Origin of the sequence: Micromonospora sp. DT44 (assembly GCF_049841635.1) — a bacterium.
Classification (GTDB): Bacteria; Actinomycetota; Actinomycetes; order Mycobacteriales; family Micromonosporaceae; genus Micromonospora.
The window spans coordinates 11,565-23,842 of record NZ_JBNCKS010000015.1; the positions used below are offsets into that span (position 1 = coordinate 11,565).

At 74.1% G+C, this 12,278-nt stretch carries 8 protein-coding genes; 5 read left to right on the forward strand and 3 right to left on the reverse strand.

From position 1 onward, the window contains the following. Nucleotides 1–42 precede the first annotated feature (42 nt). Nucleotides 43–1,587 (reverse strand): D-alanyl-D-alanine carboxypeptidase/D-alanyl-D-alanine endopeptidase, encoded by a 1,545-nt coding sequence (gene dacB, locus ACLQ25_RS11145; RefSeq protein ID WP_425730804.1) that lies wholly within the window; start codon nucleotides 1,585–1,587, stop codon nucleotides 43–45. A 455-nt stretch (nucleotides 1,588–2,042) separates the two neighbouring features. Here dacB and ACLQ25_RS11150 point away from each other — a divergent pair, with 455 nt between their 5' ends. After that, nucleotides 2,043–2,549 (forward strand): inorganic diphosphatase, encoded by a 507-nt coding sequence (locus ACLQ25_RS11150; protein ID WP_425730805.1) that lies wholly within the window; start codon nucleotides 2,043–2,045, stop codon nucleotides 2,547–2,549. A gap of 31 nt (nucleotides 2,550–2,580) precedes the next feature. Here the strand turns inward: ACLQ25_RS11150 and eccD are convergent, their stop codons facing one another. Continuing rightward, nucleotides 2,581–3,984, reverse strand: a complete 1,404-nt coding sequence (gene eccD, locus ACLQ25_RS11155) for a type VII secretion integral membrane protein EccD (protein ID WP_425730806.1) — start codon at nucleotides 3,982–3,984, stop codon at nucleotides 2,581–2,583. Nucleotides 3,985–4,085: 101 nt separating this feature from the next. On the opposite strand from eccD, the gene eccCa reads away from it, so the two are divergent. The 4 genes from eccCa to ACLQ25_RS11175 all read left to right on the forward strand — a co-directional run bounded on the left by eccCa (nucleotide 4,086) and on the right by ACLQ25_RS11175 (nucleotide 11,052). Continuing rightward, entirely contained in the window at nucleotides 4,086–8,069 is a 3,984-nt protein-coding gene (gene eccCa, locus ACLQ25_RS11160) for a type VII secretion protein EccCa (protein WP_425730807.1), read from the forward strand. A 74-nt stretch (nucleotides 8,070–8,143) separates the two neighbouring features. After that, the gene (mycP, locus tag ACLQ25_RS11165; RefSeq protein WP_425730808.1) at nucleotides 8,144–9,475 is read left to right on the forward strand and encodes a type VII secretion-associated serine protease mycosin; all 1,332 of its coding nucleotides are present in this window, start codon (nucleotides 8,144–8,146) and stop codon (nucleotides 9,473–9,475) included. Between the two features lie 52 nt (nucleotides 9,476–9,527). Continuing rightward, on the forward strand, nucleotides 9,528–10,319 hold the full coding sequence (locus ACLQ25_RS11170; RefSeq protein WP_425730809.1) for a phosphatase PAP2 family protein: 792 nt from the start codon (nucleotides 9,528–9,530) through the stop codon (nucleotides 10,317–10,319). 37 nt (nucleotides 10,320–10,356) lie between these two features. Then, a complete protein-coding gene (locus ACLQ25_RS11175; protein WP_425730810.1) occupies nucleotides 10,357–11,052 on the forward strand; it encodes a phosphatase PAP2 family protein in 696 nt (231 codons plus the stop codon). A gap of 13 nt (nucleotides 11,053–11,065) precedes the next feature. Here the strand turns inward: ACLQ25_RS11175 and ACLQ25_RS11180 are convergent, their stop codons facing one another. Next, entirely contained in the window at nucleotides 11,066–12,244 is a 1,179-nt protein-coding gene (locus tag ACLQ25_RS11180) for a MarP family serine protease (RefSeq protein WP_425730811.1), read from the reverse strand. Between the last annotated feature and the right edge of the window lie 34 nt (nucleotides 12,245–12,278).

Consider the following 12,278-nt stretch of genomic DNA (forward strand, 5'->3'; position numbering starts at 1 on the left):
CGGAGCTGGTCAGCGGCTGCCGGAGCCCGCCCGTGCGGACGGTCAGCGGCAGCCGCAGCCGGCCAGTGCGGAGGCGATGCGGTCCAGCGCCGGTTGGGCGGTATCCGTCCCGCCGGGCACCTTGTCGGTGAGCACCGCGAAGGTGAGCAGCCGGCCGTCGGCCGTGGTGACCAGGCCCGCGATGGCGTGCACGCCGGTCAGGGTGCCGGTCTTCGCGCGTACGGCGCCGGCGCCGGCGGCGGTCCCCGGGGCACCCCGGTAGCGCTCGCCCAGCGTGCCGGACCAGCCGCCAACCGGCAGGCCTCCGAAGATGCCGGCCAATTCCGGATGATCCGGACTCGCGGCCAGTCGGATCAGGTCGGTGAGCAGAGACGGGCTGATCCGGTTACGACGCGACAGCCCACTGCCGTCGGAGAGGGTGATCTCCTCGGCGGGCAGGCCGAGCTCCGCCACCTCGGCGTCCATCGCGGCGGCGCCGCCGTCGAACGACGCCTTCTGGTTGCGCGTTAGGGCCACCTGGCGGGCCAGCGCCTCGGCCAGCAGGTTGTCACTCTCGCTGATCATGATGTCGACCAACCGGATCAGCGGTGGGGACTGCACCACACCCAGCTCCGTACCGGCCGGCGGGGTGCCACCGGCGGCGGTCGCCAGAGCCGGGGCCGTACCCCGCTTGACGGCGCTGGTCGGTACGCCGAGCAGCCGGGCGAACGACCGGCCGGCGGCCAGGTCGGGCTCGGGGACCCGCTCGGCGCCTCCGGGCTCGGCGCCCGGGTCCTTGCGCGCCCCGTCGGTCATCAGCGCGGTCACCGCGCCGCCGTACCCGCCGGTCGGGATGTCGTCGTCCCAGCCGGGGCCGTACAGCGGGCCGGAGTAGACCGTGCCGTCGACGGTGACGCTGGTCGGGGCGGTGCCGCCGAGGGCGGTACGCACCTGCGCGGCCAGGTCGTCCAGGCGTGCCGCGCCGGGGTAGTAGCCCTTTTTGTTCACCGCGAGCGTGGGGTCACCGCCGCCGACGATCACCACCTCGCCCGGCTTGGTGCCGGCCACGGCCCGGGTCGGGATGCGGAATCCGGGGCCGCGGGCGGCCAGCACGGTCACCGCCGTCGCGAGTTTGGTCACCGAGGCGGGCACCGTTCCGTCGTCCGCGCCCTTGCCGTAGAGCGTCTGGCCGGTGGTCACGTCGGCCACCGAGACGTTCACCCGGTCGCCCAGGGCGGGTACGTCGACCAACGGGTCGAGCGCGGCCCGTACCGCGTCGGCGCTGGGCAGCGGAGCGTTCGGGTCGGGCCCGTCCAACACGTCCGACGGGTCGGGTTCGGGGCTGGGGCCGGCGGCGGTCGGCGCGGACGCCCCGTCGTCGCCCAGCCAGCCCGCGACCGGGCCGGGACGGGCCACCACGACACCCACACCGGCCAGCACCAGCAGCACCACGACGGCCAGCACGGTCACTAGCCGCCCGCGACGGCGCGGCGTGGGCGGCGGCGTCACCGGCGGTTCGACGTCGGTCGTCGAGGGCAGTGCGGAGATCGGCGGACCCAGCGGCGGCGCGCCGTGCGGATTGCCGGCGGTCGGCCGCTCGCCGGGCATCGGGCCACCCCAGGTGGGGCCGCTCGGGGCGGGTCGGACCGATGCGCGACCCGGGGGGTGCGCGCCGCCCGCGGGGCGATCCGGGCCGACGACCGGGAAGCGGCCGTTGTTCGGTCCGGCCGGGGCCGAGCCGGATGGACGCCACGGCAGCGGCGGTGGCCGCTCGGGAACCGACTCCTCGGGGGTCCGGGGGAAGTGCGCGTCCGGCACCGGGACTCTTCCGGTCGCGCCACCGGAGCCGGATCGTCCGGTACCGCCTGCGACGCCCCCGTCCGGACGGTAGTGTGAATCTTCCCTCCCCACGACCCCCTCCTCCCCCCACGAAAATCGGCTTGGGTGACACTACTTCGGTCCGAAGACTATGCGGCGGCCGGAGTCGGCGGGTGGGCATTCACCTGTCCGGAGGGCCGCCAGTGGTTCCGTTAGCCAGCGTGGGCAGACGAGGGAGCGTGCAGATGGATTTCGACGTGACGGTTGAGATCCCGAAAGGTCACCGCAACAAGTACGAGGTGGACCACAAGACCGGCCGGATCCGGCTGGACCGCACCCTGTTCACGTCCACCCAGTACCCGGCCGACTACGGCTTCATCGAGGACACGCTGGGCGAGGACGGCGACCCGCTGGACGCGCTCGTGCTGGTCCCCGAGCCGACCTTCCCGGGCTGCCTCATCCGCTGCCGGACCATCGGCATGTTCCGGATGACCGACGAAAAGGGCGGCGACGACAAGGTCCTCTGCGTTCCCTACGAGGACCCTCGCCAGGAGCACCTGCGCGACATCCACCACCTGGGCGAGTTCGACCGCCTGGAGATCCAGCACTTCTTCGAGGTGTACAAGGACCTGGAGCCCGGCAAGTCGGTGGAGGGCGCGACCTGGGTCGGCCGCACCGAGGCCGAGGCCGAGATCCGCGCCTCCTACCAGCGGGCGCGCGACGCCGAGGCGCGCGGCGAGTCCGCCCACTGACGTACGACGACCGGCCGGGCCCGGGAGCTGCTCACCCGAGCAGTCCCCGGGCCTTGTCGTACAGGTGGAGCACCGCGCAGGCGACCGGCACCACGGCGACCACCAGGGTCGTGTCGATGAGGTCCGCGACGCGCCCGAGGTACGGCGAGACCGGTCGCCGGGCGTACCCGGTGCCGGCGGCCACGGTCACCAGGCCCAGCGCCGCGCCGCCGAGGACCAGCGCCAGGCGGCCGGTGTCGTCGGCCCGGTACACCAGCACCGCGCCCAGCACCGCGTAGCCGGCGAGCCCGGCGAGCACCGTCGGCACCCGGTGCCGCAGCGCCACGAACAGCCGCGACCGCAGCAGCAGCACGGCCGAGACCACCGCCACCAGCACCGGGCCGGCCGTCCCACCAGCCGCCCCGAGTACGACAGCGGCCCCGACCGCCAGCACCGCGTGCCCGAGCAGCATCCCGGTGAGCATCTCCTCGGTGCGGGTGACCGCGGCCTGCACCCGGCCCCGGTCCGGTAGGTCTCCGGCCCGCTCCGGCTCAACGGCGGACGGGGTGGCCGGCAGGGTGATCGGCGGCAGCGGCAGCTTGCCGAGCCGGATGGCCAGCAGCGGGATCGCCCCGATGGCGAAGACCAGTGCGCTGAGCAGCACCGCCGCCGTGCCGGCGGGGGTCAGCGGCAGCGCGCCGAGTGCCGCGCCGGCACCGAGCAGGCCGACCGTCACGCCGGCCACGAAGATCCGCTGTCGGCTCGCCACCCCGAGCAGCCCGACCAGCGCCACGAGCAGCAGCGCCACCGAGCCGGCCAGCAGCTCGGCCGCGCCGACCCAGCGCACCGGTACGAGCGGGCCGACCGGGTCACCCGAGCCGACCGCGAGCGCGCCGGCCACGAAGGCGTACGGGAGCGCGTACCCGCCGAGCGTCGCGCCGGCCGCGCCGTCGCCGTTGGCACGGCTGGCGACCGTACCGGCCACGGTGAGCAGCAGCGCCACCGCGGCCGCCGCGACCCAGCCACTGCTCGACGTCGGGCCGCTGGCGAGCAGGGCGAGCAGCCCGACGGCGAGCGGTACGGCGGCGCCGGCCAGACCGGCGACCCGGGTGGCGGCGGGTGACCAGGCTCCGCCACGCCGACGGGCGCCGTCGGCGATCGCCTCCACGACGTCGTCGTACTCCAGCTCGGGCCAGTGGGCGCGGGCCGGCACCAGGTGCAGCACCTCGCCGTCGCGGACGCCCTGCGGCAGCAGCGCCTGCGCGGTCGCCAGCAGCGCCCCGTCGGTGCGGCGCAGCACCCAGCCGCCGTGCCGTTCCCCGTCGTCGGCCAGCCCCTCGCCGGCGTGCCGGAGCACGTCGGGCAGCAGTTCGGCCAGGGGGACCTGCTCCGGCAGGGCGACGTCCACCCGCCGCTGGGGGGCGCTGATGGTGACGCGGGCCAGTCCGGTTGTCATCGACCGGTCTCCATCTCGAACGGCATCGGAGGCTGCGGGGACGACAGGACTTTACCTACCATGAGCCAGGCTCGGGTTACCCAGCGCAGTCAGGAGGCCGAGTGTCCACCGTCGTCATCAAGCGCCCACCACGTCGGCCAGCACCGGAGATCCCCGTCGGCGAGCTGCCCGTCGAGGCGCCGCCGGAGATCCCGGCGGTGGCCGGCGGCCGGTGGCAGCAGGCGCTGATGGTGCTGCCCATGCTCGGCGGCACGGTGGCGATGGCGATGATGTTCGGGCGGGGCGGCGGCGCGTACTCGTACGTGGTGGGCGGCATGTTCGGGCTCTCGTCGCTCGCGATGCTGGTGACCACGTGGGGCAGCGCCTCGGGCACCCCGAAGAAGTCCGAGATGATGGCGGCCCGCCGCGAGTACCTGCGCCACCTCGCGACGCTGCGCCGTCGGGTCCGGCAGACCGCCGGACAGCAGCGCGCGGGTCTGTACTACCGCCACCCCGACCCGGGCCGACTGTGGTCGACCGTGGACAGCCGCCGGGTCTGGGAACGCCGGCCCGGCGACCCGGACTTCGCCGTGGTTCGCGTCGCCGTCGGGCCGCAGACGCTGGCCACCCCGCTGGTGCCGCCGGTCACCCGGCCGCTCGAGGAACTGGAGCCGATGACGGCCGGCGCGCTGCGCCGCTTCCTGGACGCGTACTCGGTGGTGCCGGAACTGCCGGTGGCCCTGTCCCTGCGCAGCTTCGCCCGGGTGCACGTACGCAGCGCCGCCGGCAGCGGCCCGACCACCGGCGGGCCACCCACCCCCACCGGTGACCCGGCCGCGCAGGCGCTGGCCCGGGCCGTGCTGATCCAGCTGGCCGTCTTCCACGCGCCCGACGAGCTGCTCATCGCGGTCTGCGCCGGCCCCGAACGCCGGGCCGCCTGGGAGTGGGTGAAGTGGCTTCCGCACGCGCACCACCCCGCACGCACGGACGCGCTCGGACCCGCCCGGCTGGTGACCTCGTCGGGCGCGGAGCTGGAACGGCTGCTCGCCGACGTGGTGGCCAGCCGCTCCCGGTTCAGCCCGGCCGGTCCGGCCACCGACGGCCCGCACGTGGTGGTGGTCCTCGACGGCGGCGACCTGACCGGCGCCACCGACCTGACCGGCGACGGCGGCATCGACGCGGTCACCGTGCTCGATCTGGAGACGCCACCGCCGCGCCTGCTCGACCGGTACGCGCTGCTGCTCGAACTGCGCGGCCGGCGGCTGCACTCGTGGTCGGTCGAGGGGCACGCCGAGGTGGGCAGCGCCGACCACCTCGACCTCGCCGACGCCGAGGCCGTCGCCCGACGGCTCGCGCCGCTGCGGCTGGCCGGTACGTCCCGCGGCCCGGACGCCCCACTGGAGATCGAGCTGGGCCTGCCGGAGCTGCTCGGCCTCGGCGACCCGGAGAGCTTCACCGCCGAGCAGGGTTGGACGCCGCGCTCGCCCCGGGACCGGCTGCGGGTGCCGATCGGGGTGGGCGTCGACGGTGGCGCCATCGAACTGGACCTCAAGGAGTCCGCCCAGGACGGGATGGGCCCGCACGGTCTGCTCATCGGGGCCACCGGGTCGGGCAAGTCCGAGCTGCTCCGCACACTCGTGCTGGGGCTGGCCGCGACGCACAGCTCCGAGCAGCTCAACTTCGTCCTGGTCGACTTCAAGGGCGGTGCGACCTTCGCGCCGTTCGACCGGCTGCCGCACACCGCCGCCGTGATCACCAACCTGGCCGACGCGTTGCCCCTGGTGGACCGGATGGTCGACGCGATCAACGGCGAGCTGGTCCGCCGGCAGGAGCTGTTGCGCCGGGCCGGCAACTTCGCCAGCGTGCGCGACTACGAGCGGGCGCGAGCCGCCGGCAGCCCGCTCGCCCCGCTGCCGTCGCTGCTGCTGATCTGCGACGAGTTCTCCGAGCTGCTCTCCGCCAAGCCCGACTTCATCGACCTGTTCGTGCAGATCGGTCGGCTGGGTCGGTCGCTCGGCGTGCACCTGCTGCTCGCCAGCCAGCGCCTGGAGGAGGGCCGGTTGCGCGGGTTGGACACGCACCTGTCGTACCGGATCGGGCTGCGCACCTTCTCGGCGCTGGAGTCCCGCACGGTGCTCGGCGTGCCGGACGCCCACGAGCTGCCCCGCTCGCCGGGCCACGGCTACCTGCGCGCCGGCACCGATCCGTTGGCCCGGTTCAAGGCCGCGTACGTCTCGGGCGCCGTGCGCCGCCGGGCCGCCGCAGCCGGCGTCACGGCCGGCGACGAAGCCCGCCTGCTCACGTTCACCACCCACGCCGTGCCGCTGCCCGAGCCGACGACACCGGCCCTGCCCATGGTGGCCGAGGACGAGCCCGGCCGGGAAACCCTGCTCGACCTGCTGGTCGACCGGCTCGTCGGGCAGGGCCCGCCCGCGCACCAGGTGTGGCTCGCGCCGCTCGGTGACCCGCCGACCCTGGACGAGTTGGTCGGCACGGTCGAGGTGGACCCGGCGCGCGGGCTCACCGTGGCAAACCCCGAGCTGCACGGGGCGCTGGGCGTGCCGGTGGCTGTCGTGGACCGGCCGTTGGAGCAGCGCCGGGACCTGCTCTGGCTGACCCTGGACGGTGCGGCCGGGCACGTGGCGGTGGTCGGCGCACCGCAGAGCGGCAAGTCCACGGCGCTGCGGACGCTGATCTGCGCGTTGGCGCTCACCCACACCCCGGCGGAGGCGCAGGTCTACTGCCTCGACTTCGGCGGTGGCGGCCTCGCGGCGCTCCGCGACCTGCCGCACGTCGGCGGGGTGACCGGTCGCGCCGACCCGACCGCCGTACGACGCACCGTCGGCGAGCTGACCACACTCCTGGCCGACCGGGAGCGCCGCTTCGCCGAGTTGGGCGTGGAGTCGATGGCCACGTACCGGCGACGTCGGGCCGCGACGGCGACGACCGATCAGCCGGACGCCGACCCGTTCGGCGACGTCTTCCTGGTGGTGGACGGATGGAGCACGCTGCGCAGCGAGTACGACGACCTGGAACCGCTGGTCACCGACCTGGCGACCCGTGGTCTGTCGTACGGGCTGCACGTGGTCGCCACGGTCCTGCGCTGGCTGGACTTCCGCCCGGCGATCCGGGACCTGTTCGGCTCCCGGCTGGAGCTGCGCCTCGGCGACCCGGCCGACTCCCTGGTCGCCCGGCGGGCCGCGGCGAACGTGCCGGAGCGTCCCGGCCGGGGGGTGACGGCCCAGAGCCTGCACTTCCTGACCGCGCTCCCGCGACTGGCGGGTCCGAGCGGGGGCACCGCCGAGCTGGTCGAGCGGATCGCCGACAGCTGGCCCGGGCCGGTGGCGCCTCCGGTCCGACTCCTCCCGCCGGTGCTGCCGTACGCCGATCTGGATCTCGCCGCCGCCACCGGGCTGCGGCTGCCGATCGGTGTCGCCGAGGCCGACCTACGGCCGGTGCAGCTCGACTTCGCGGCCGAGCCGCACTTCGTGGTCTTCGGGGACGCCGAGTGCGGCAAGTCGTCGTTCCTGCGGGCGCTGGCCGCGTCGATCACCACGCGGTTCACGCCGGAGGAGGCCCGGGTCATCCTGGTGGACTACCGGCGCAGCCTGCTCGGCGCCATCGAGACACCGCACCTCATCGGCTACGGCACCGCGGCCGCGCACACCGCGGACCTGGTCGAGTCGGCCGCCGGTTACCTCCAGCGGCGGGCGCCCGGGCCGGAGGTCACGCCGCAGCAGTTGCGCGACCGCTCGTGGTGGTCGGGGCCGGAACTGTTCGTGCTGGTCGACGACTACGACCTGGTGGCGACCGGGCCGGCGAACCCGTTGCGGGCGTTGGAGGAGCATCTGCCGCACGCCCGCGACGTCGGCCTGCACCTCGTGCTGGCCCGCCGTTCCGGCGGCGCGGGTCGGGCCCAGTACGAGCCGATCGTGCAGCGGCTGCGGGAACTCTCCACCGCCGGACTGGTGATGGCGGGCAGCCCGGAGGAGGGCGCGCTCGTCGGGCCGGTACGACCCGGGCCGTTGCCAGCGGGCCGTGGTCGGTTGGTCACCCGACGAGAGGGCGTACGCCTCGTCCAGCTCGCACATTTGCCGCCACCGTGACCTGTCTTCGCGGTTCCCCCCGTGACGCGTGGGGAAACCGGTAATCTCCGATCGTCATGGTTCCGTCGGGATGAATGGCAGTGGATGTGACTGGGGTTCGGCACAGCGCTCCGGCAGTGGCCCGACGGGCCGGCCGGGCGCTGCTCGGCATGGCGGCGCTGGCCGCTGTCGCGGTTCCGAGCGCCGCACCCGTCGCCACGCCGAGCAGCGGTGGGCAACTCGCCGGCGCGTCGGCCGCGTTCGCCCCCAGTGACGGCGTCTCCCGCACCGACCAGGTTCGTGACGAGCAGTGGCAGCTCGACGAGCTGCGGGCCGACACGGCCTGGCGCACTTCGACCGGTCGGGGCGTGACCGTCGCCGTGGTCGACTCCGGCGTGGACGCGAACCATCCCGACCTGGCCGGTCAGGTGCTGCCCGGGCTCGACCTGGTCGGACCGGCCGGCGGCGCCGGTCCCGATCCGGTGGGCCACGGCACCACGGTCGCCGGCCTGATCGCCGGGCGCAACGACGACAAGCGGGGTGTGGTCGGCCTGGCACCGGATGCCCGGATCCTTCCGGTACGCGTGCTGGACGAACGCAACAAGTACGACGACGCGCTGATCGTGGCCAAGGGCGTCCGGTGGGCGGTCGACCACGGCGCCCGGGTGATCAACCTGTCGCTGGGCGGCAGCGGCGACAGCCCGGCCCTGGCCGCGGCTCTGGACTACGCGTTCGCCCGCGACGTGGTGGTGGTGGCCTGCACCGGCAACCTGGCCACGTCGCCCGACTCCAAGCCCTGGTATCCGTCTCGCGAGCCGGGCGTCATCGCGGTCGCCGGGTTGGAGCGCAACAGCGACAACCTGTGGTCCGGGTCGATCACCGGTCGGGCGACGGTGCTCACCGCTCCGGCCACCGGTCTGGTCGGCGCCCGTCCGACCGACGGGTACTGGCGGGTGCAGGGCACCAGTTTCGCCGCGCCGCTGGTGGCCGCCACCGCCGCGCTGGTCCGGTCCCGCTACCCGGACATGCCCGCCGGCCAGGTGGTCAACCGGCTCGTGGTCACCGCCCGGGACATCGGCCCGACCGGCCGGGACGACCGGTTCGGGTACGGGGTGGTCGACCCGGTGGCCGCGCTGACAGCGGATGTCCCGCCCGTCGCCGTCAACCCGCTGGACGATCAGACCTCGCCCGGCGTGGTCGGCTTCGGGCCGGCCCCCGGCTCGGGCGACGACGACCCGGTGAGCGGCGCCGGCAGCGACCCGCTCGGTTTCACCGCTCCCCGGCAGCAGACGGGGTGGACGGCACGAGCGGCCGGTGTGCCGGCCGAATCCGCGCCGGAGCGACTGTGGACCGGCGCCGTACTCTTCGCCGCTCTGGTCACCGGGGCGGCGCTGATGGTGCGCCGGTTCCGCCAGCGCGCTCGCTGAACGACGCACCGGACAGGCCTGATTGCCCTGCCGGTGGGGTAGGACCGACCGCATGAGTACGCCCGCCACCCGTACCCTCGCCACCGCCCGACGCCCGTCCTGGGGGCGGCGTCGCCTCGACCCGGACCACTCGTTGGGGTTACGGCTGACCCTGGCGGCGACGGCGGCGTTCCTGGTGCTGGTGCCGTTCGCCCTGCTGGCGCTGCTGGTGCTCGGAGCGTGGGCGCCACTGCACCGGCTGGACACGACGATCACCGACGCGCTGCACGAACACGCGGTGGAGCATCCGGCCTGGGTCGTGCTGATGCGGGTGTGGAGCGAGGTGTTCGCGCCGATGCCGCTGCGGGTCGTCGTGCTGCTGGTGGTGATCTGGCTGGTACGCCGACAGGCCCGCCGGCTGGCCCTCTGGGCGACCACCACCATGGTCGTCGGCGGACTGATGGGGCCGCTGCTCAAGCTGCTCGTCGGCCGGGACCGACCGGAACTGCTCGACCCGGTGGCGCGGGCCGCCGGCTACTCGTTCCCCTCCGGGCACGCGCTGAACGCCACCCTGGCCGCTGGCGTACTGCTGCTGGTGTTCCTGCCGTACGTGCGGCGCTGGGCGTCGCGGGTCGCGCTCTGGGTCGCCGCGTTGCTGGTCACCTTGGTGACCGGGCTGAGCAGGGTCGTGCTCGGCGTGCACTTCACCAGCGACGTGCTCGGCGGTTGGCTGCTCGGCGTGGCGGTGATCGCCGCGACCACCGCCGCGTTCACCAGTTGGCGGGCGCACACGGGCCTGCGGCCGGTGCGGCCGACCCGGGACGGCGTCGCGCCGGAGGTCGAGCGGCAGCCCGACGCGACCTGAGGCGTGACGAGGACGCCGACCGGGTATTGGCCGGCTCATGTCCGACACCGTGGTCCAGATCGTCCGGCGGGTGCTGCTGCCGGTGTCCCTCCTGTTCGGCGTCATGGTGCTGCTCGGGGTGCTGGTCACCCGGGTGTTGAACCGAACCTGGCCGTTCACCGTCGAGGACGCGGTCAACCGGGAGTTGGCCGGTGACCGCACCGGCGGCTGGAACAACGTGTCGCTGGTGTTCAGCACCCTCGCCAGCACTCAGATGATCGTGGTGGTCACCGTGCTGGTGGCGCTGGCGCTGCGGCTCTGGCTGAAGCGCTGGCGGGAGCCCCTGTTCCTGTGCGCGGCCGTGACCGCCCAGGCGCTGGTGTTCCTGCTGACCACGATGGTGATCGACCGGCAGCGGCCCGCGGTGGAGCACATGGACGTCTCACCGCCCACGTCGAGCTTCCCGTCCGGGCACACCTCGGCGGCGGTCGCCCTCTACGTCGGCATCGCGGTGCTGATGGCCCTGCGGGCGCGCAGCACCGGCGCGAAGGTCGCCTGGTGGACGCTGCTGCTGATGGTGCCGGTGGGTGTGGCGCTGACCCGCATGTACCGGGGGATGCACCACCCGAGCGACGTGACGGCGTCCTTCCTCAACGGCGGCGCCTGCGTCGCGATCATGGCCCGGGCGGTCCTGGACCGGGGACTGCACTGGCGGCGCGCGAAGCTGCCGGTCACCGCCACCGCCCGGACCTGATCCGGTACGGCGCTCAGGTGCACTCGCCGGTGGCGACGGCCCGGTTGCGCTCGGCACCGGCCAACGCCACCGGGCGGGCCTCGGCGGCGGTCACCGCGAAGCCGGTGTTGGGGTCGTCGGTCGCCGCCGCGAAGATGACACCGAGCACCAGGCCGTTGGCCGACAGCAGCGGGCCGCCCGAGTTGCCGCTGCGCACCAGGGCCCGAATCGTGTAGATCTCCCGGGTGACGTGACCGGAGGAGTAGATGTCCGGTCCCTTGATCCAGTGGACGTCACGGACCCGGGCCGACTGCGCGTTGTACGGCCCGTCGAGCGGGAAGCCGAGCACGATGGCGTCCGAGCCGCTACCCGCGTTGCCGGCGGCGAACCGCAGCGACGGGCCGGGAAGCCCCGGCACCAGCAGCACCGCCAGGTCCCGGTTGGGGTCGTACACCACCACCTGACCGTCGTACCGCTCGCCGCCCAGCTCCACGGCCACCGATCGGGTGCCGGCGACCACGTGGGCGTTGGTCATGACCCGGTCGTCGGCGTACACGAAGCCGGAGCCCTCGATCCGACGCGAGCAGCTCGGCGCGGAGCCGAGCACCTTGACCACCGAACGCTGACCGTTGACCACCACCTGGGAGCCCGCCAGCGCCGGGTCGGGCGGCTCGACCTGCCGGGCCCGGGTGGGCGCGAGACCACCGAAGACGTCCGGGAAACCGTCGGTGTCGACGGTTTCCTCCAATGCGGTCGAGAGCCGGTGTGCCTCCTCCGGCAGGATCCCGTTCACCACGCTGATCAACGCGCTGTTTCGTACCGAGGCGGCGAGCCAGGGCACCGACGACGATCCGAGCGGTACGGCGACCAGCCAGGCCAGCAGGAGCACCGCGAACAGGGAGACGAAGGCCCCACCGACGTCGTCGGCCCGCCGGCCCACGTCGCTGGTGATCGTCTTGCGCAGGTGCGAGCCGAGCCAGCCGGCGAGCGCCTGCCCGATCACCGCCAATCCGAAGATCGCGACCAGGGAGATCAGCACCCGGGTGCCGGCGTCGACGAACTGCCGGGCGAACAGCGGCCCTAGTTGCAGGCCGAGCAGGAGACCCAGGAAGAAGCCGGACAGCGAGGTGATGCCGATGACAAAACCCTGACGGTATCCGCTGATCGCGAACACGAGCATGAGCAGCAGGAGGACGAGATCCACGACGGACACGGGGTTCAGCGTACGGGCACCGCGCCCACCTGAT